Source organism: Bacteroides nordii (genome assembly GCF_019930665.1).
GTDB lineage: Bacteria > Bacteroidota > Bacteroidia > Bacteroidales > Bacteroidaceae > Bacteroides > Bacteroides nordii.
Window position 1 is genome coordinate 2,600,519 of record NZ_CP082886.1, and the last position, 19,843, is coordinate 2,620,361.

At 41.8% G+C, this 19,843-nt stretch carries 17 protein-coding genes; 4 read left to right on the plus strand and 13 right to left on the minus strand.

Annotation, left to right across the window (positions count from 1 at the left end):
* The first annotated feature begins 52 nt into the window (after nucleotides 1-52).
* The gene (locus tag K8P02_RS10415) at nucleotides 53-1,351 is read left to right on the plus strand and encodes a bifunctional folylpolyglutamate synthase/dihydrofolate synthase (RefSeq protein WP_002561525.1); all 1,299 of its coding nucleotides are present in this window, start codon (nucleotides 53-55) and stop codon (nucleotides 1,349-1,351) included.
* Here K8P02_RS10415 and K8P02_RS10420 read toward each other — a convergent pair.
* The 8 genes from K8P02_RS10420 to dnaN form a co-directional block, all read right to left on the minus strand.
* Complete coding sequence (locus K8P02_RS10420; protein ID WP_002561524.1) at nucleotides 1,319-1,693, minus strand: RidA family protein; 375 nt, start codon at nucleotides 1,691-1,693, stop codon at nucleotides 1,319-1,321. The genes K8P02_RS10415 and K8P02_RS10420 overlap by 33 nt on opposite strands.
* Nucleotides 1,694-2,206: 513 nt before the next feature.
* Nucleotides 2,207-3,910 carry a S1 family peptidase gene (locus tag K8P02_RS10425; RefSeq protein WP_025867606.1) on the minus strand — a complete coding sequence of 568 codons (1,704 nt, stop codon included), beginning with the start codon at nucleotides 3,908-3,910 and terminating at the stop codon, nucleotides 2,207-2,209.
* Between the two features lie 145 nt (nucleotides 3,911-4,055).
* The gene (gene rlmB / locus K8P02_RS10430) at nucleotides 4,056-4,802 is read right to left on the minus strand and encodes a 23S rRNA (guanosine(2251)-2'-O)-methyltransferase RlmB (protein WP_025867605.1); all 747 of its coding nucleotides are present in this window, start codon (nucleotides 4,800-4,802) and stop codon (nucleotides 4,056-4,058) included.
* 122 nt (nucleotides 4,803-4,924) lie between these two features.
* Nucleotides 4,925-6,589: a DNA repair protein RecN gene (gene recN, locus K8P02_RS10435; protein WP_025867604.1), complete on the minus strand. Its 1,665-nt coding sequence runs from the start codon at nucleotides 6,587-6,589 to the stop codon at nucleotides 4,925-4,927.
* 136 nt (nucleotides 6,590-6,725) lie between these two features.
* Entirely contained in the window at nucleotides 6,726-7,634 is a 909-nt protein-coding gene (gene porD / locus K8P02_RS10440; protein WP_007486805.1) for a type IX secretion system protein PorD, read from the minus strand.
* A 38-nt stretch (nucleotides 7,635-7,672) separates the two neighbouring features.
* Nucleotides 7,673-8,866 carry a bifunctional phosphopantothenoylcysteine decarboxylase/phosphopantothenate--cysteine ligase CoaBC gene (coaBC, locus tag K8P02_RS10445; RefSeq protein ID WP_002561519.1) on the minus strand — a complete coding sequence of 398 codons (1,194 nt, stop codon included), beginning with the start codon at nucleotides 8,864-8,866 and terminating at the stop codon, nucleotides 7,673-7,675.
* Nucleotides 8,867-8,929: 63 nt separating this feature from the next.
* Nucleotides 8,930-9,715 carry a 3'-5' exonuclease gene (locus K8P02_RS10450; protein WP_002561518.1) on the minus strand — a complete coding sequence of 262 codons (786 nt, stop codon included), beginning with the start codon at nucleotides 9,713-9,715 and terminating at the stop codon, nucleotides 8,930-8,932.
* A gap of 129 nt (nucleotides 9,716-9,844) precedes the next feature.
* Nucleotides 9,845-10,969 (minus strand): DNA polymerase III subunit beta, encoded by a 1,125-nt coding sequence (gene dnaN, locus K8P02_RS10455; RefSeq protein WP_002561517.1) that lies wholly within the window; start codon nucleotides 10,967-10,969, stop codon nucleotides 9,845-9,847.
* Nucleotides 10,970-11,122: 153 nt separating this feature from the next.
* Here dnaN and K8P02_RS10460 point away from each other — a divergent pair, with 153 nt between their 5' ends.
* On the plus strand, nucleotides 11,123-11,494 hold the full coding sequence (locus K8P02_RS10460; RefSeq protein ID WP_002561516.1) for a DUF3127 domain-containing protein: 372 nt from the start codon (nucleotides 11,123-11,125) through the stop codon (nucleotides 11,492-11,494).
* 404 nt (nucleotides 11,495-11,898) lie between these two features.
* Here the strand turns inward: K8P02_RS10460 and K8P02_RS10465 are convergent, their stop codons facing one another.
* From K8P02_RS10465 to K8P02_RS10485, 5 genes are all read right to left on the minus strand, one after another.
* A complete protein-coding gene (locus K8P02_RS10465) occupies nucleotides 11,899-13,521 on the minus strand; it encodes a DUF3352 domain-containing protein (RefSeq protein WP_025867603.1) in 1,623 nt (540 codons plus the stop codon).
* Nucleotides 13,522-13,574: 53 nt separating this feature from the next.
* Nucleotides 13,575-14,342: an MBL fold metallo-hydrolase gene (locus tag K8P02_RS10470; protein ID WP_195661086.1), complete on the minus strand. Its 768-nt coding sequence runs from the start codon at nucleotides 14,340-14,342 to the stop codon at nucleotides 13,575-13,577.
* A 48-nt stretch (nucleotides 14,343-14,390) separates the two neighbouring features.
* Nucleotides 14,391-15,392, minus strand: coding sequence for a UDP-N-acetylmuramate dehydrogenase (gene murB / locus K8P02_RS10475; protein WP_025867602.1), 1,002 nt, complete (start codon nucleotides 15,390-15,392; stop codon nucleotides 14,391-14,393).
* Nucleotides 15,393-16,131: 739 nt separating this feature from the next.
* On the minus strand, nucleotides 16,132-16,986 hold the full coding sequence (locus K8P02_RS10480; protein WP_002561512.1) for a DUF4348 domain-containing protein: 855 nt from the start codon (nucleotides 16,984-16,986) through the stop codon (nucleotides 16,132-16,134).
* Entirely contained in the window at nucleotides 16,986-17,939 is a 954-nt protein-coding gene (locus tag K8P02_RS10485; RefSeq protein WP_025867600.1) for an NAD-dependent epimerase/dehydratase family protein, read from the minus strand. The genes K8P02_RS10480 and K8P02_RS10485 overlap by 1 nt, the downstream gene beginning before the upstream one ends.
* Nucleotides 17,940-18,073: 134 nt before the next feature.
* On the opposite strand from K8P02_RS10485, the gene kbl reads away from it, so the two are divergent.
* Together kbl and K8P02_RS10495 are read left to right on the plus strand one after the other, a co-directional pair.
* Nucleotides 18,074-19,261 (plus strand): glycine C-acetyltransferase, encoded by a 1,188-nt coding sequence (gene kbl, locus K8P02_RS10490; RefSeq protein WP_025867599.1) that lies wholly within the window; start codon nucleotides 18,074-18,076, stop codon nucleotides 19,259-19,261.
* A 178-nt stretch (nucleotides 19,262-19,439) separates the two neighbouring features.
* Complete coding sequence (locus tag K8P02_RS10495; RefSeq protein ID WP_002561509.1) at nucleotides 19,440-19,841, plus strand: DUF2721 domain-containing protein; 402 nt, start codon at nucleotides 19,440-19,442, stop codon at nucleotides 19,839-19,841.
* Nucleotides 19,842-19,843: the final 2 nt, after the last annotated feature.

Below are 19,843 nucleotides of genomic sequence, written 5' to 3' on the forward strand. Positions count from 1 at the left end.
ATAAGAAATAAAAGGGCAATAAAGATTTCTTGCCAGTTAAATATTATAAAAGATGGACTATCAGAACACTTTAACGTACTTATATGAGAGTGTACCCATGTTCCAGCAAATAGGAAGCGGAGCATATAAAGAAGGACTGGAAAACACTAAAATATTAGATGAATACTTCGGACATCCTCATCGTGAATACCGTACCATTCATGTAGGAGGAACGAACGGTAAAGGCTCCTGCTCCCATACGCTTGCCGCTATTTTGCAAGAAGCAGGCTATCGGGTGGGGCTTTATACTTCTCCTCACCTTGTCGATTTTCGCGAACGTATCCGTATCAACGGAGAGATGATGCCTGAAGAATATGTTATAAACTTCGTAGAAAAACACCGGGCTTTCTTTGAACCGCTCCATCCCTCCTTTTTCGAATTGACTACGGCTATGGCTTTCCGTTACTTTGCCGATGAAAAGGTGGATGTAGCAATTATTGAAGTGGGACTGGGAGGACGACTCGACTGTACCAATATCATTGCTCCGGATCTATGTATCATTACTAATATCAGCTTTGACCATACACAGTTTCTGGGTAATACACTGGCAAAGATTGCAGGAGAAAAGGCGGGAATTATTAAAAAGGAAATCCCGGTAATAATTGGAGAAGCGACAGAAGAAACCCGACCGGTATTTGTTGAAAAAGCGACAGAAATGAATGCTCCCATCGTATTTGCAGAAGATAATACACTTGTCTTAAATGCGAACTCTCAAAGTAATATGCTGGTATACGAAACTCAGGAGTATCCCCGTTTAGAGGGAGAACTTGGAGGATGTTATCAGATAAAAAACACCAATACAATACTGCATGCTTTAAAGGAGCTGAAAGCTCTGGGATATCGGATTGAAGAGCAAAGTGTTCGTAATGGGTTTTCTCATGTCAATGAATTGACAGGACTAATGGGGCGATGGCAGCAATTAAGTGATGCTCCCCTGTTAATATGCGACACGGGGCACAATATCGGCGGAATTACGTATATCACCCAACAAATAAAATCGATCCCTTACCACCATCTGCACATTGTAATAGGTATGGTAAATGACAAAGACATTCGCGGTGTATTAAGTCTGTTGCCTCAGGAAGCGAGTTATTATTTCACAAAAGCAAGTGTAAAACGAGCCTTGCCGGAAGGAGAATTGCAAAGTATAGCCAATGAATTTGGCCTGAAAGGTACTACCTATCCGTCAGTGGAGAGCGCCGTACGTGCAGCACAAGAAAAAAGCCTCCCCAAAGACTTTATCTTTGTAGGAGGCAGTAGTTTTATTGTTGCAGATTTATTAGCGAGCCGCAATGCACTCAATCTCAACTAAGGCATCTTTCGGCAAAGCTTTCACAGCCACAGCAGAACGGGCCGGGAAGTCTCCGTTGAAATAAGTTGCATATACGCCATTCATACCGGCAAACAAAGACATATCCTGCAGAAATACAGTCGTTTTGACAATGTCCGCCATTGTCAGTCCGGCTGTTTCCAGGATGTGCTTAATATTTTCTAAAGACTGGCGAGCCTGTGCCTCCACTCCTTCCGGCATTACTCCGGTAGTAGCATCAATAGGCAGCTGTCCTGATACAAACACCATACCATTGGCTTCAATAGCCTGACTGTAGGGTCCGATTGCTCCCGGAGCCTTTTCACTACAAATTACTTTCTTCATTCTGTTCTCTATTTTATTATTAATGATGTATCAATGTGTCAATTAGTACACATGGTTAACCAATAAACCGGTGTATCCTGCTCATTGACACGTTATTTTACGCTTCGAAGATAGTAAAAAAAAGACTCTGATAAAAATTCTAAGAAAAAAAGCAGAAGCCAATGCAGTATTCTGCATACCTCCGTATTTATTATATAGTTATACAAGAGAAAATACAAGACTAACTTTAAGGAACTAAAACCTAAGCTTGACTAAGTAAGGAGATGAGAGAGAGAGTGTTTTTATAAAAATCTCCAAAAAGAAGCCCCTATCCAACTGCGTGGACAGGGGCTTCGCCATTTCTGTGAAATTTTTTAGTGAGTTTTTGAGTTGATGAGTTTTTGAGTTGGTAAGTTGATGAGCTTTTAATACATCCTTTCTATACATATAGTTATCATATGAGGATTTACTATGAGAACTCAAAAACTTACCAACTTAAAACCTCACTAACTCAAAAACTCACCAACTCAAAACCTATTTACAGTGTTTTTTTATCAATTCATCCACATTGGCATCACCCAGTTCCTTTGCTTTGGCAAAGTTAGCACAAGCCTCTTCCTGCTTTTTCAGTTGTATCAGGCAGATTCCTTTCAAACGATAAGCTTCAGCATATTTAGGATCAATTGCTAATACCTCATCCAGCACTTTTAGCGCTTCCTCATAACGTCCCACACGTAAATTTATTACTGCCTGCTCAGCACGATAAGTCAACTCTTTCGGATTAAGTTCAATAGCTTTAGCAATATCATCCAGAGCACGCTGATACTGACGGGCTTTAAATTCCGCCTGCTCACGATAATAATAGAATACGTCATTCACCTGGCCATCTACTGCTTTAAAATAAGTGTCATAATCAAGCATTGCCGAACGATATTCTCCTGCATTCATATTCATCTGGGCACGCTCCAACACGTAAGGAGCATTATCTGCGGAAATCGGCTGTGGACAATGTGCTACACAGCTATCCATCACAGCAAGCACTGCTTTCGGATCGGCATTCATTAATTCCATCGTTTTAGCAGCACTGAAGAAGGTAGCAGGGGACGCAAGATTGGTACGGTTCACTTTTTCGTAACTAACCAATGCTGCCGGATAATCTTGCTTTGCAAACTGAATATCTCCTTCCAACTGTACATAAACAGACAAAGAATCAATAGCCAATGCCTTATGAACATACTCTAAAGCCTTGTCATACGTCCAATCTTTATATACTTTCTCAGGTTTGCCAAGTTGATAACTATAAATCTGTTTTGCCATATTATAGTACACATCATCTTTTTTCTGCGCTACTTTTAAGGCTTGCTCCATATCGGCCGCCGCTTTATCAAACGCAGCATCATCCTTTGCATTAAAAACAGTTGTTGAAGCCCGGCGAAGATATCCATCCGGACTGTTCGGAAACTGCTTCACAAAATCATCCAATAAAGACATATATACTTCGGGAGTAGATTGTGAAGAAGCCATATACAAATACACAAGTGCCTGTTCTTCTGTTTCAGGTAGTCCTTTTTTGATACCAATATTGCGCAAAGTAAGATCACCGAGAGACAGTGCACTAATGCTTTGAGACATGGCGAAAGCAGCTCCGGCAGCATAACAGATGTTGGTAGTATCCTTGCCGGATGACTTCTGTGCAAGCCCGAACACCTGACCATCCGTCGTAGCCACAGGACAGCTCACCATCTTGTCTTTCAAACGCATATCAAGCGTATAATAATTATAATTCTCTCCTACCTTAGTCACCTTTTGTACTTTTCCCGATGTACACGTACGATCTTTCTGAGTAGAATACGGTAGCAGATACACCTCTGCCCCTACAGCAGGAGCAGTAGTAGCTATTACCAGCGCAGGAACTTTCTTCTCAGTGATAGCCACGCGAAATTTGATCACATCATACATATCATCTGCTCCAAGAATGGCATTTACCGGCATCTGTTTTCCTTCAAAGTTAACAATAACGGCACGTTCCGCTCCTTTGAAAAGAGAATAATCCGACAGGGCTATACCATCTTCAGTAACGAAGAAGCCATTTCCGGTATTGAGTATTTTATCGTTCTTGTCGTAAGTCACTACAGAAAATACAGCACGTTTAGCTTTTTCCACCCACTTAGGGGCTTGTGCCATACTCCATTGTACCGACATACAAATAAGTATTAAAGGTAACAGAATCTTTTTCATAAATTAAAAATTAAAAAGTTAGTAGTTAGTAGCTGGCAGTTAGAAGTTAGTAGTTAGAAGCTGGTAGCTGGAATCCATTCGGTTTAAAAGTTATCACGCTGCATAGATGCTGACCATTGACTACTAAATTCTAACTACTCAAAGTTTAAAGGTCACTGTGACGTTGTTTCACAGCCTCATATATCAAAATGCCGGCAGCCACAGATACGTTAAGTGACTCAATACTACCCAACATCGGAATCTTCACCCATTCGTCACAGAGTGCAAGATTCTCATAAGATACTCCCTTGTCTTCGGCCCCCATAATGATACATGTCGGAGTAGTATAATCGGCTTTCGTATAGTCATAATCTCCTTTCTCAGTGGCAGCCACAATATGAAAGCCACTATCTTTGAGGAACTGTAAAGTACTCTTCAAACTTTGTTCACGGCAAACAGGTAGAGTATGCAAAGCTCCTGCAGAAGTTTTCACTGCATCTGCATTTACCGTCACACTACCCCGGGCCGGAATGATAACAGCATCTACCGCAGCACACTCACAGGTACGGGCTATAGCTCCAAAATTACGGACATCCGTTATACCATCCAGCATAACAAATAACGGATTCTTACCCTGTTCAAACAAAAAAGGTACAAGATCTTCCGTCTTCTGATAAGTCACAGAAGAGATAAATGCTACTACTCCCTGATGATTCTTACGGGTAATGCGGTTGATACGCTCTACCGGAACACGCTGCACCGGAATAAGCATACCTTTCAAGGCTGCAAACAATTCTTTTGACAAATCACTTTGGATATCTTTCTTTACCAGAATTTTATCAATCTCTTTACCTGCTTGTATAGCCTCTATTACGGCACGGACACCGAAAATCATTTCACTTTGATCAATCATCTTATTTATTTACTATTTAACTATGTACAATTTACTATAAAAAAATACTCTCTATTTGCGATTCTTCCATTTCTACATTTACTCTTCCTGCCTTACGCAGCTAGATCGTAAATAGTAAATCATCAAATCGTAAATCCTAATAACGCTTTTGCATTACTCAACGCTGCCTCCGTCAAAGTAGCACCGCTCAGCATATGTGCTATTTCTTCCACCCGTTCTTCATCAGTAAGACGACGAATGTGGCTATTTGTCTCAGTATCACTATCACGCTTATACACCTTATAATGTGCACATCCACGGGAAGCGATCTGCGGCAAATGGGTGATACTTATCACTTGTCTTTCCTGCTCTCCCATCTCCTGCATAATGTCTGCCATGCGATCAGCAATCTCACCGGAAACACCGGTATCTATTTCGTCAAACACAATGGTAGGGAGTTTTACTGCTCCGGCTATCATTGCCTTAACAGATAACATGACGCGAGCGATCTCACCACCAGAAGCTACAGACGAGATGTTTTGTAATGCACTGTTCTTATTGGCAGAGAAAAGAAAGTTAACCGTATCCTCCCCCTGCAATCCGGGTTCTTTGCGTACCCCCATCTCTACCTGAAACCGTACATTAGGCATACCTAACGGTATCAATCTGGAAGCCATCTGCTTCTCTACTTCACGGGCGGCAGCAACACGAGCCTTTGTTAGAACCCCCGCTTGTTTTTTCACTTTATTATACAGGATATCTCTTTCGGCTGTCAGAGCAGCAATACGATCGTCAAACAAAGTGATAGCTGACAATTTCTCTTTATATCCCTCCGTCAATCCTATTAATTCTTCAACAGTCTGCACACGATGCTTTTGCTGCAAAGAATAGATCAGATTCAAACGGTCATTAACTTCGTCCAGACGAATAGGATTAAATTCTATATTTTCACTCTGAGCGCTAATTTCATCTACTATGTCTTTCAGCTCAATGAAGCTACTATACATACGTTCTGCAAGTTCTGTTGCAGGTGAATACACCTTTTGCAAAGCTGAAAGAGAACCTGAACTTTCTTTTAATGCAGCCAGTAAACCACCTTCATCGGAAGTAAAGTTCTGTTCAATACGGTATAATCCAGCCTTTATTTCTTCGGCATGGCTCAACGTTTCCGACTCTTGTTCCAGCTCTTCTTGCTCACCCTCGACAAGATGTGCCTCTTCAAGTTGTTCAAGCTGAAAACGAATATAATCTTCATCTTCCTTACTTTGTCCGGCCAACGTTATTAATTCGTCAAGCTCTTTATCCAGATGTTTCCAGTCTGTATAAAGCCGATGATAAGTACTCAACGCATCATCATTGTGTGCCAAAATGTCAAGTACGTTAAGTTGAAAACCTTCCTTATTCAATAATAAGTTCTGATGCTGGGAATGCACATCAATCAGCTGTTCGCCCAATTCTTTCATTTGTGTCAACGAAGCCGGAGTATCGTTAATGAAAGCCCTGCTCTTGCCCGACGCCTGCACTTCACGACGAAGAATACATTCGTCCTCAAACTCCAGTTCATTCTCTTCAAAAAAAGATTTCATACCATAGGAAGAAACATCAAAACGAGCTTCTATAATACACTTAGATGCCCCCTGACGGATAGCCTTCACATCAGCCCGCTGCCCTAATAGCAGACCAATAGCCCCCAGTATAATAGACTTTCCGGCACCGGTTTCACCCGTGATGACAGAAAATCCTGTATCGAAGTGGATATCCAACTTCTCTATTAAGGCGTAATTCTGAATATACAGTGAACGTAGCATATATAATAATGTGCCAATATACCAATTAATCAATGTGCCAATTGGCTACGCACATAATTTTATTAATTATTTAATTATTTAAATCTCTCTAATTCTTTAGTCTCTTTTCATTAACCACATTAGCATAACCGGCACATTATTTTGATTTTATTTTGTCCCATACACTGTTTTGCGAAGGATTAATATTTGAAAGAATCTGATATACCTGTTCCCGTTCATTCTGGGCTGCAGGCGATTTTCCACCATAAATATTGACCAGTTCGTCTTTCTTTATTTCGGTAAATATTACTGGCAATGAAGACATCGGTTTAGTATCACGCGCCTGTTTCAATCCGGCAAGCGAAGCAGTAATAGTTGCACGTGCACGAGTGGCATTGGTTACCATTTCATCCATTCCCTTTCGATGGTACTCGTACATCATCTGACGAAGTGGACTCATACCCTCATCCAGATAGTCGGAAACAATAGCGTAGCGGTTACGACTGTCATCAAAAGCCTTCCATCCTTTTTCATTCAGAGACTGTGCGGCAGTCACTACATTTTCAGCAGCACGAAAAAGCTCTGTTCCGCCTTTTGGTGACATAGTATCCATATCCAGGCCAATCATCAGATAGGCATAATAGGCAATAACAGCAGTGAGATTATTATCTATCAGATTATCACGCAACTCCAACGGATCAAATTCACGATAATTGAACTCTACATTATTATCCTTGAAAGTAAACACGGTAGACTGATAACCAGACTGATACACCGGACGGGTAGATTGTACTATAAGTTCACATGTCCAGCGACCTTCATTCTCATTATATCCTTTCACAGTAAGATTCATAGAACAACGAATGCGTTCATTAATCTCGTACTGTGCTTGTGTCCAGTGGCGTTCATTGATAAATTCGGTCAGTGCGGTTTCAAGTGTTTTGAATACCTGTACATTCGTTCCCTGCACCTGAGCATGGTTGACAGTCACTTTACAATCAAGTTCCTGGGCAGAAAGAAACAAAGGAAACAACCATACCACGGAAGCACTCAATATCTTCCACATTACACCACACCTTATGTTCCGTATCCCCCCTGTATACTTCATTGCAATTCCTCCACCAAACGATTAATTATATCTTGTGCAACCTCCGACTTCGACTTTAACGGATAATCCGTATGCCCTTGCCGGTCAATAATACTGATTTTATTTGTATCATACCGAAATCCCGCTCCGGAATCATTCAGAGAATTAAGCACGATAAAGTCGAAATTCTTCCGTTCCAACTTACTCTGGGCATTGTGTTGCTCGTCATTTGTTTCAAGTGCAAAGCCTATCAATTTCTGCTTTGATGTTTTAACCTGCCCCAACATAGCAGCAATATCCTGCGTAGGCTTAAGACGGAGCGTCAGATCATCTTTCTCTCGCTTTATTTTATAACCGGCTGTCGTTTCCGGTGTAAAATCTGCTACAGCAGCACAAAGAATACCGGCATCTGCCTGCTGAAAATACAATTGCGCCTGATTGGCCATCTCTGCAGCAGTTTCCACATCAACGCGATGAATACACGGATGGGATGTCTGTAAACACACTGGCCCAGTAACCAATGTCACTTCTGCACCTCGTCCGGCACACGCTTCGGCAAGTGCAAAACCCATCTTTCCGGAAGAGTAATTACCAATAAAACGTACCGGATCTATCTTTTCATAAGTAGGACCGGCAGTGATCAATATCTTTTTCCCTGCCAGATCACCACTGGCCGAAAAATAAGCAGCAAGAACACGAATAATATTTTCGGGCTCTTCCATACGTCCCTTCCCCACAAGATGGCTTGCCAGAAAGCCCGTACCGGGTTCTATAATATGATTGCCATACGAACGTAAAATATCCAGATTCTTTTGAGTGGAAGGATGAGCATACATATCGAGATCCATTGCCGGTGCCACAAAAACAGGCGCTTTGGCAGATAGATAAGTAGTAATCAGCATATTGTCGGCAATTCCATTTGCCATTTTACCGATAGTAGCAGCAGTGGCGGGGGCTATCAGCATAGCGTCAGCCCAAAGACCAAGATCCACATGACTATTCCATGTACCGTCCCGCTGTGCAAAAAAATCACTGATAACAGGCTTGCTTGTTAATGCCGATAGTGTGATAGGAGTAATAAATTCCTTCCCTGCAGGAGTAATAACGACCTGCACTTCAGCACCCAGCTTTATAAGCCCCCGAATGATATAACAGGCTTTGTAAGCAGCAATACTACCAGTGATCCCAAGAATTATTTTTTTACCTTTCAACTTTGTAATTTTTGATTAATGAACTATAACTTAGTTAGTGCGCTATGCATCGCATACCATAAATCATAATTTATAACTCATATTACTCATTTCTCTCAGCCTGATTTTTGTCAGCATCGCTTTGGTATTGAGTGTAAAGTCACTATTCAGAATCCAGCTGTAATATCCAGGATCTTTCTTCAAAACTTCTGTCACGGACTGACCTTTATACTTACCGAAATTGAAAACCTCTACTCCGTTATCATCATACACCATACGTCCGGCAAAATCTACATTCTTATTGAAGCTGGAGTAATCTGCAAGAAATGCAATGTCATTCTGTAATTCTTCCGAATAACGGTCAAGTTGTGCTTTCAGAACCTCGTAAGTAGCACGTGTATCGGCCTCGGCAGTATGTGCATCTTCCAAGCTTTTCTCACAATAAAATTTATAGGCAGCAGAAAGTGTACGCTGTTCCATTTTATGGAAAATGACCTGAACATCTACAAACTTACGTTTACTAATGTCTATATCGACTCCTGCACGCAAAAACTCTTCTACAAGCACAGGCACATCAAAACGATTAGAGTTAAATCCTGCCAGATCGCAACCTTCAATATCATTAGCTATATTTTTTGCTACTTCCTTAAAAGTAGGACAATCTGCCACATCTGCATCATAAATCCCATGTACGGCAGAAGAAGCTTCAGGAATATGCATCTCAGGGTTAATACGCATGGTTTTAGTCTCTTCATTTCCATTTGGATATACCTTGAGATAACAAATTTCTACGATCCGATCTGCATTGATGTTTGTACCCGTCGTTTCAAGATCGAAGAATACGATAGGATTCTTAAGGTTTAATTTCATATTCTGTATAAAGTCTTTATCAGTTAAAAATCGAAAACTCTTTTTAGTTGAAAGTTGAGAGTTGAAAATTACTATGCAATTTGATAGCGCAGCTAATTTTCAACTCTCAACTTTCAATTTTCAACTGAATCAATCGTTCAGCATCATCGGCATGAGCAACATCAACAGATCTTCGTTCTCTTCCTGCTCTACAGGAACCACCACACCGGCACGCGATGGATCTGCCAATTCAATAACAACCTCTTCTGCCGAAATATTGTTGAGAATATCAATCAGGAACGTTGATTTAAAACCAATACTCATCGGAGCACCTGCATATTGGCATACCTGAGTTTCTTCTGCTGAAGTAGAAAAATCAATATCCTGTGCGGAAATTACTATTTCGTTCTCCTGGATACGGAGTTTTATCAAACTACTGGCCTGTGACGAGAAGATTGACACACGACGCAAAGCACCTATCAGCTGCTGACGGTCTACAGTCACCTTATGTGGGTTATTCTGTGGAATTACCGAGTTGTAGTTAGGGTAACGGCCTTCGATGAGACGACATACCATACGATAACTTTCGAGTGTGAAAACGGCATTACGTTCGTCAAACTCAATCACCACCATACCGTTTTCTTTCGGTAGCAGATTCTTGAGCAAAGTGGCTGGTTTCTTTGGCAAAATAAAGGCCGCACGTTCATTGCCACGGGCAGCGAGCGTTTTACAACGCACCAATTTATGCCCATCCGAAGCAACCATTGTGATATCTTCAGTAGTAATATCAAAATAAATACCATTCATCACAGGTCGCAATTCATCATCAGCAGTAGCAAATACACTGCGATTAATGCCACCCAGTAATATATCTGCACTCATTTCTACCCGAACGGCACTATCACCCAACGTGGCAGACTGAGGAAATTCATCGGCATTCTGTCCCACAAGGCTGTATTTTCCATTCTGATACTGCACAGTAATTTCAAGAGTTTCGGTGTTTATATCGAACGTTAACGGCTGTTCGGGTATCTCCTTCAAAGCATCGAGCAATGTCTTGCTAGCCACTGCAAAGCGACCATTCATATCACTTTCGTTGACCTCGACAGAGGTTACCATCGTCGTTTCACTATCAGAAACGGTCACAGACAACGTTCCGTCTTCCAGTTCGAAGAGGAAACAATCTAAAATAGGCAGCGCATTTTTTGAGTTTATCACACGGCTAATAGCCTGTAAATGGCTGAAAAGCGCAGTACTAGAAACGATAAATTTCATATATTTCCGAATGTTTAATTTTTAATTTTATCAATGCACAAAGTTACAAAAAAAGATTGGGGTGCACCAACAAAACAAAAGAAAAAACACCGGGTTGTGCTTTAGATATCCCTAAAAAATTGTAACTTCGCCGCAGAATTTAAATTTATCGCAATGGAATTTACAGGAAAAATTATCGCTATACTCCAGCCCAGAGGCGGAGTTTCTAAGACTGGGAACGAATGGAAATCGCAGGAATATGTTATTGAAAACCACGACCAGTACCCACGTAAAATGTGTTTTGACGTATTTGGTGCTGACAAAATAGAACAGTTCAATATCCAGATGGGCGAAGAGCTTACCGTATCCTTCGACGTCGATGCACGTCAATGGCAAGATCGTTGGTTCAACAGTATCCGTGCATGGAAAGTGGAACGCATAGCAGCAGGTGCACCCATGGCTCCGGGAGCTCCAGTTCCTCCTCCTGCTCCAACAGCAGCGCCAGAGTTTATTGCAGGTGACGCAAAGGATGATCTGCCATTTTAAGAAAACAGAACATAAAACACAGGTTACGCTAACCACGCCAAACAGGTATAGTGATAAAGCTTACGTCCAGCTTATACTGGTATACTGATGTACACCGATTAGCGTAACTTGTGCATTTTTTCCAAATCCATCTCTTCTTCCTCCACAAAGAATAACGCAATCAGGAATTAGACTAAATATAACCGACTTTCATTCTGACTGAAGCATTTTCTTCAAATTTTCTTTTTCTTAGAAATCTTAATATTATGTTACAGGGGCATATTTTACATTTCACAGTGAAGTGTCTTATCCACCGCCCTTCCACAATGATACCTAAGCCCATAAAAAGACAGAAATATCTGGTTCAGATCGCTTTTGGATAGACCTGCCTGGTTCAAACATGATTGCAACCAATCCTCTCTATATCATTCCCCTTTATACTGTAAAACTACATTCGGATAAATCTGCCCATCCATACTCGTAAATTGGGCGGAAAGAACAAAATGACGGAAAAAGTCAGGATTACGGAAGAAAAAACCCGGAATAAGCCGAACGTAACTTTCAGGCTGAGCAAACATATTCTCCAAATCGGCAACAAGCATAAAATTATACACATCAGATAAACCGGATACACTCTCCTGATATGCCGGCAACTCTTCCAACACTTCTTTCTTATCCAAATGACCTATATAGCAGGAAAGACTCTCAGAATCGGGAGCTAACAATAATCGTCCATCATACAAACATGCATAAACATACAATGAAGGTTGCGTCACACCTGTTAGTTGGGCAAACAATGTGTTACGTGGGAGCACATAAAGGGTATATGCACGGTTGGGAGTATAACAAAAAGTTACAGGAGGCACAGAAGGAGCATCTTCCTCCTTTGGAGTATTATCTATCAGCGATTTCAGCATTCGTTCGGCCTGCACCATATCATCAACAGGCAGACTTGCTACGGCAGCCGGAAAAGCAAGAGTGTCATTACGGTGAAAAAGGCAAGTCATTATATCATGTTTACCATTCTCTTTCAGATAAAACAATAATGCCTCATCACGCGCACTGATATAATCGGAATAAGTGGCTGTAGCATACTCCTGCCCGCTTGTAAAATCAAACATTGCCTGTAAGTCACTTACCGAGCGCTGACTGAAAAAGAAAGTGGACACCGGAAGAATAGCCCCCGGAAAACCCTCCAGTGACTGTTGCCGGCGCAACATGTTCATGAACGTCAGACATGTATCCGTATCGTGGCTGATACCCGAGAAATAAATAGCATCTCCATTGAGCTTCATATCAAACTCTGTCCAGCCGCCAATATCCGTATGCGAACGGATACCATCAGTCATTTTACCCATATCCAGTGATTCCATCCGGGCATAAATCGTGGCAGCCACATTACTTTTTTTAGCCGCATGTATCTTAGAAAAAGAATCATCTTTGAGCAACGACTTACCTGACAAACGGGCATCAATCACCTGCTCTATCAATTTCTTCTGATAACTGACAGCCAAAAAACCGGAAGTAACATAACAAGCCAGAAAATCATCGCCCGGCAAGGGATAGATACGTATTTCTTCTCCTTTATAATCAAACAATTTAGAAGGGAATGTACTCGAACAATATTTTTTGATGAATTTTTCCACCAATTCATAATCTCCCGAACCAAGAGCACAATAGAGCACCTGATTACGATCGTTATCCGGTTCATGAAAACTAAGTAACATTTTGCTCATCTGCCTGCTCAACCCATGCGGAGTATCCTCGAGAAGCGTATAAAGATGCAGTTTAAGATAAGAGAAAATTTTAGAAATATACAAATAATTATTATCCCGACTACAGTTCAGTTCATTAATTTCCTGCACCAGGGCACACATGTCATCTGTCTCAAAAACAACCGTTGCCGTAGGTGGCACAAGTGCATAAAGCTCAAAGTCCTCCTTATTTTCTGCTGCCGACAACTTGAAAAATGAGAACACAACAAAACCTGTACACAAAAGCGCAACAGAAGTGGTAATTGCTATTTTGACGAAGGTACGAAGTTTCATAATATTGCTTCTTTTACCGACTGCAGGCAAAAATAAGGATTTCCGTTAAAGAATCAAAACTTTTGCGAAAATATTTCTAATCCATCCGATGCAAAGTACACATGAGGAGGCAGTTGTGTTTCAACTTCCGCCTGAAGCCCGATGTGATGGCTCATATGAATGAAATAAGTTTCTTTAGCTCCAATCCTCCGCGCAGTGTCAAGGGCTTCTGCCAGGTTCTGATGCGTTGGATGAGGAGCAATCCGCAGCGCATTTACCACCAGAACATCAAGCTGGCGTAATTGTTCATAAGATACATCAGGCATTGTCAGCATATCAGTAATATACCCTATATTCCCAATGCGATACCCCAGAATAGGAAGCCTGCCGTGCATTACACGCAAAGGGGTTACCGGGATATGATTAATCAAGAAAGTACGATTTTCTTCAATCTCCTGCAACGGAATATTGGGAACTCCGGGATAACTATGATCCACAAAACAGTAAGGCATACGGGTACGCAGACGTTCCGCCGTATGTGGCTCAGCATAAATAGGTACTTCACCAAAACGGCAAAAAGGCCGCAAATCATCCAAACCACCTACATGATCGTAATGTTCGTGAGTGATAAGTACTCCATCTATCTTCTTAAAGGGAAGTCCGAGCACCTGAGTCCGGAAATCCGGGCCACAATCAATAAGTATACGCGTATCGTCTGTTTCAATAAGAGCAGAAGCACGCAGTCGGTGATCACGAGGATCAGAAGAAGTGCAGACAGGACAAGTACAACCTATCTCAGGCACTCCTGTAGAAGTACCGCTTCCTAATATTGTTATCTTCATGAGTTATAATTTATGATTAATGAACTATGAGCTGCATAGCATAATTCATTAAACAAAGTTTACTTCCGGATGAATGTCAATCCCGAACTTTTCGCGTACGGAAGCCCGTACCGCATCTGAAAGCGCAATAATGTCACTACCTTTCGCACCGCCACAATTCACTAACACCAATGCTTGCCGGTCATGTACAGCAGCCGGCCCTAATGCCTTTCCCTTCCAGCCACACTGGTCTATCATCCATCCGGCAGGAATTTTCACCCTTCCGTCTGCCAATTCATAGAATGGCATACGCGGATATTCCTGTTGCAAAGCTTCAAATTGCTTTCGGGGAACAATAGGATTCATAAAGAAGCTACCAGCATTACCCATTACTTTCGGATCGGGCAATTTACTCTTACGAATATCGATAATCACACGGCGTACTGTTGGCAATGTCACCGCCGGATACTTCTCCAACTCCTGACGAATTGTGCCATAGTCCAATGTATAATGCTCTTGTTTACTCAGACAGAAACATACATGAGTAACGAAAACATCTTTCATTTCCGCACGCTTAAAGATACTATCACGATAAGCATACTGGCATTCATCTACGCTATAAACACGCTGCTCCCCTTCTATGTTCATTGTCACCACAGCCGTAATCAGGTCTTTTACCTCTACACCATAAGCCCCGATATTCTGCACAGCACTTGCCCCCACTTCACCGGGAATCAATGAAAGATTTTCGGCTCCATACCATCCCCTGGAAACACATTCGGCTACAAAATCATCCCACTGTACACCAGCACCTACCCGTACCCGTACTTCCTGCTCATTCTCATCGAGAATTTCCAGTCCATCAATGAGGGAATGAAGAATTGTACCCGGATAATCTTTGGTAAAAAGTAAATTACTTCCACCACCAATATGTAAATAGGGTTTAACAATCAGCCCCTGAAGTATCAGTTCACGGAGTTCATCCACAGAAGAATATTCCAATAGACAGGCGGCTTTCACATCAATGCCAAATGTATTGTGAGATAAAAGAGAGCAATTTTCTTGTTTCATAATTTAACCGATTATTCAATATAATAAAAGAATATACTGACTGATCAGAATATTCCTCTTATCTGTTGTGCCGCAAAATTAATGAAATTATTCTTTCTTTTGCCTTGATACAAAAGAAAGACAGAATAACCACACAAAATATTAAGTTCAAAACTGATGGAAAGGGACTAAATAGCTTTGTGTTTTCTACGGCAGTTTGATGCAAATCTGATTAGTAACAAAGATTATGGCATATTTTTCTGTGCCGGAAGTGTCCCTAAACGGCATCATTACCGTTACACGGTGTTGTACTTTGGTTTTCTTAGAAAGGAACATTCCTTTTCCCGGTGCACAGTCTTGTTTTACATGTACATGTAAAGCTGCATGAGATGTGCATGTCGTACTGTCCCACATGCACATGTCGTACTGCTTTACATGTACATCTAAAACAACGTTACACACCGAGGCTTCATACGTTACTCTACAAGAGGGGGCTTTATCAATACCGGAGAAAGAGATGGATAGTAATGGCAGACAACATTTAGCATAAACGGATCAGAAATAAGGGAAATTCACCACAGAGTAACACAGAGTTCCACAGAGTAGTATCTATCTGATGGAACGCGGATTAACACAGATTAACGCGGATTAAAAGACTGTAGTTATTTACCATCTATTTGTTTCCCTTTGCGAAAAACTACGTTCATCTACGTTTTGACGATGTAGCATCGCCTGTCGCACCTTCCTGTACGGGAAGCACTCAAATACTTACATCCTCAAACTTATACAACTCCCACTCTCCACTATTTTCTTTCCTTTTGAAATAGAGAATATTAGAAAGTCCATTTCCTATCCCCTTCAAGGCGAGAACCTTGGTGGAAGAATTATCAGTATTCTTTTGTCCGTAATTAATATTCGACAACCGATCGGCAGGTAATGTCGGTTTGAAGGCAAACCACTGGTTAAGATCAAGTGTTGTTTCCAAAACAGAGAAATCATCGTCCGGATCAGTAGTTACAAACATCAAGGGCTGACGTACACGACGACATTGAAAAAGACTATCCGTTGCAAAACGTCCGAAGAATTCTACAAAATCCTCAGTATCCCCTTTCTCTACAGGACGCAGATTGATAGCTTCCAGCATCCATGCCCCCTTCACCCGCTCGAAGTAATATTTCTTCACCATATGAGTACGAATAAAGATCCACTCTACCTGCACGGAAGTGAGCGCAGTATCCCCTACCAGGTCCATATCTTCCTCGCTATCAAAAAGTAAAGTGTAATAACTCTGCTTCGTAAACAGATCATCATGTTTCCAGTACTTCTTTTCAATTTTTGAAGGTTCATCTCCGTTATAATAAGCCAACGGAAACTTTACGCGCTGCTGTTGCAACTCGTCATCGGAAGCAAAATTATAAATAAAGTCATCGAATGATTCGTCAGCCTCTATCGGCTTCGGTCCCTCTGATGTCTTTGATTGGTGGAGCGTATCAGCTCTGTGAAGAGCCGAATCCACCTCATTTGTAAGTGATGCGAAGGGGTCAAGATTCGCTCTCTTGTTTCCACAAGAAGCAAGAAGAGCGAGGGCAACAGCCCCCGCAATAAGTTTTTTCATTATTTCAATTTAGCTCTTAATTTTTCAAGCATATCCACTGTCATACTTTCCAAATCATAAGCCGGTTTCCACCCCCACTCTTCACGAGCGCAGGTATCATCCAGGCTATCGGGCCAACTATCGGCAATACGCTGTTTCAAAGGATCTACCTGATAGATCATTTTGAAATCGGGCACATGCCTACGGATGGCTTCGTAAATTGCCTCCGGATCAAAACTCATGGAAGCAATATTGAAAGCATTACGGTGAATCAGTTTCTCCGGATCAGCTTCCATCAGCGAGATGGCAGCATTCAAAGCATCCGGCATATACATCATATCCATCAACGTACCTTTGGCGATAGGACATACAAAGGTTTCACCTTTTACGGCAGAATAATATATATCAACAGCATAATCCGTTGTTCCGCCACCCGGAGGGGTCACATTGGAAATAATTCCGGGGAAACGAACTGCACGGGTATCTACTCCGTATTTATTATGGTAATAGTCACTCAACAACTCAGTAGTCACCTTGGAAATGCCATACATCGTACGCGGGCGCTGAATGGTGTCCTGCGGCGTTTTCGTGTGTGGTGTATCTGCTCCGAACGATCCGATAGAACTCGGTGTAAACACCGCACATCCATGGATACGCGCTGTTTCAAGTACATTCCACAAACCATCAATACCTATTTTCCAGGCAAGCTTTGGTTTAGATTCAGCTACAACAGACAACAAGGCCGCAAGGTTGTATATTGTGTCAATATTATATTCTTTTACTACGGACTCAATCATTTCGGCGTTCGTTACATCAACTACTGCCGCGGGGCCCGATTCTTTCAATTCTCCTTTAGGTTCTGCACCGGGAATATATCCGGCTACAACGTTCTCATTTCCATAGCGATTACGCAGTTCCATCGTGAGCTCCGAACCAATCTGCCCGGTAGCTCCAATTACCAAAATATTTTTCATTCTTCCAACTTATAGGGTATATTAAGCTAAATGGTGCGCAAAGTAAGCACTTTTTTTTCACTTTTATAGCAAATAGTCATTGTAATTTGGAGAAAAATAATGTCCTTTGCATAGAAACTAAAACTCCAAACGCTATGTACGGTAAAATGAAAGAACACCTCAGCAATACACTTGCTGAAATTAAAGAAGCCGGACTCTATAAAGAAGAACGACTCATTGAAAGTGCACAACAAGCAGCGATCACTGTAAAAGGAAAAGAAGTACTGAACTTTTGTGCTAATAACTATCTGGGACTCTCCAATAATCCCCGTTTGATAGAGGGAGCAAAGAAGATGATGGACCGTCGCGGATATGGTATGTCATCCGTCCGTTTTATCTGTGGGACCCAGGATATTCACAAAGAACTGGAAGCTGCAATCTCTGACTATTTCCGGACAGAAGATACAATTTTATATGCCGCTTGTTTTGATGCCAACGGCGGTGTTTTCGAGCCATTATTCACAGAAGAAGACGCTATTATTTCGGATTCACTGAATCATGCTTCTATTATAGACGGTGTACGCCTCTGTAAAGCTAAACGTTATCGCTACGCCAATGCCAATATGGAGGAACTGGAAAAGTGTCTTCAGGAAGCTCAGGCACAACGGTTCCGCATTATAGTGACAGACGGTGTATTCTCAATGGATGGCAATGTGGCCCCTATGGATAAAATTTGTGATCTCGCCGAGAAATACGACGCACTGGTAATGGTAGATGAATCGCACTCGGCCGGTGTGGTAGGTGCAACAGGTCATGGTGTGAGCGAACTCTACAAGACCTACGGACGTGTGGACATTTATACCGGTACATTGGGCAAAGCTTTTGGCGGTGCACTGGGAGGATTCACCACAGGACGTAAAGAGATTATCGACCTATTGCGCCAACGCAGTCGCCCCTATCTGTTCTCTAACTCATTGGCTCCGGGCATTATCGGTGCAAGTCTTGAAGTATTCAAAATGCTGAAAGAAAGTAATGCGTTACACGATAAACTGGTAGAGAACGTCAACTACTTCCGTGACAAAATGATGGCTGCCGGATTTGACATAAAACCGACACAGAGCGCAATCTGTGCAGTTATGTTGTATGATGCCAAACTTTCTCAAGATTACGCTGCCCGCATGCTCGAAGAAGGTATTTATGTGACAGGGTTCTACTATCCGGTAGTTCCGAAAGAACAGGCACGCATTCGCGTACAAATTTCTGCAGGACATGACAAAGAGCACCTGGACAAGTGTATCAATGCCTTCATTAAAGTAGGCAAAGAACTTGGCGTGCTGAAATGATCTTTAAATAAGTAGTTAAGAGTAGTCAAGTAGTAAGTAGTCAAGTAGTAAGTAGACGATAGCCCGGTTTCTGTGATTCAGATACTCAATCACTATCGTCTACTTACTACTTAACTACTTGACTACTTACTACTCTCTCTCATCTACTCTCAACCACATACCACTAAAAAAATACATTATGGAAGAACTTACACTCACAACACCTGCCCTACTCTTTTCGGCAGTTTCACTTATCCTGTTAGCATACACGAATCGTTTTCTGTCGTATGCCCAACTGGTACGTCAATTGCGTGATCGTTATATGGAAAATCCTACCGACATCACCGTTGCACAAATTGAGAATCTGCGCAAACGTCTCAACCTGACCCGTACCATGCAAGGGCTGGGCATTGCAAGTCTGTTCTTTTGCGTTGTCAGCATGTTTCTTATCTATATCGGACTGCAGTTACTATCTGCCTATGTGTTCGGACTGGCACTACTCTTGCTGATAGCTTCATTGGGAGTTTCTTTCCGGGAGATACAAATATCTACCCGTTCACTGGAGATCTATCTGAGCACAATGGAGAAAAAGATAAATTGACC

What these genes read in the sequence shown, in the direction of transcription:
- kbl (WP_025867599.1), top strand. Translation starts at nt 18,074, where the DNA reads ATGTACGGTAAAATGAAAGAACACCTCAGCAATACACTTGCTGAAATT.
- K8P02_RS10415 (WP_002561525.1), top strand. Translation starts at nt 53, where the DNA reads ATGGACTATCAGAACACTTTAACGTACTTATATGAGAGTGTACCCATG.
- K8P02_RS10450 (WP_002561518.1), bottom strand. Translation starts at nt 9,715, where the DNA reads ATGAAATTAAACCTTAAGAATCCTATCGTATTCTTCGATCTTGAAACG.
- K8P02_RS10495 (WP_002561509.1), top strand. Translation starts at nt 19,440, where the DNA reads ATGGAAGAACTTACACTCACAACACCTGCCCTACTCTTTTCGGCAGTT.
- K8P02_RS10465 (WP_025867603.1), bottom strand. Translation starts at nt 13,521, where the DNA reads ATGAAACTTCGTACCTTCGTCAAAATAGCAATTACCACTTCTGTTGCG.
- dnaN (WP_002561517.1), bottom strand. Translation starts at nt 10,969, where the DNA reads ATGAAATTTATCGTTTCTAGTACTGCGCTTTTCAGCCATTTACAGGCT.
- K8P02_RS10425 (WP_025867606.1), bottom strand. Translation starts at nt 3,910, where the DNA reads ATGAAAAAGATTCTGTTACCTTTAATACTTATTTGTATGTCGGTACAA.
- K8P02_RS10460 (WP_002561516.1), top strand. Translation starts at nt 11,123, where the DNA reads ATGGAATTTACAGGAAAAATTATCGCTATACTCCAGCCCAGAGGCGGA.
- porD (WP_007486805.1), bottom strand. Translation starts at nt 7,634, where the DNA reads ATGTGGAAGATATTGAGTGCTTCCGTGGTATGGTTGTTTCCTTTGTTT.
- rlmB (WP_025867605.1), bottom strand. Translation starts at nt 4,802, where the DNA reads ATGATTGATCAAAGTGAAATGATTTTCGGTGTCCGTGCCGTAATAGAG.
- recN (WP_025867604.1), bottom strand. Translation starts at nt 6,589, where the DNA reads ATGCTACGTTCACTGTATATTCAGAATTACGCCTTAATAGAGAAGTTG.
- K8P02_RS10480 (WP_002561512.1), bottom strand. Translation starts at nt 16,986, where the DNA reads ATGAAAAAACTTATTGCGGGGGCTGTTGCCCTCGCTCTTCTTGCTTCT.
- K8P02_RS10470 (WP_195661086.1), bottom strand. Translation starts at nt 14,342, where the DNA reads ATGAAGATAACAATATTAGGAAGCGGTACTTCTACAGGAGTGCCTGAG.
- K8P02_RS10485 (WP_025867600.1), bottom strand. Translation starts at nt 17,939, where the DNA reads ATGAAAAATATTTTGGTAATTGGAGCTACCGGGCAGATTGGTTCGGAG.
- K8P02_RS10420 (WP_002561524.1), bottom strand. Translation starts at nt 1,693, where the DNA reads ATGAAGAAAGTAATTTGTAGTGAAAAGGCTCCGGGAGCAATCGGACCC.
- murB (WP_025867602.1), bottom strand. Translation starts at nt 15,392, where the DNA reads ATGAAACAAGAAAATTGCTCTCTTTTATCTCACAATACATTTGGCATT.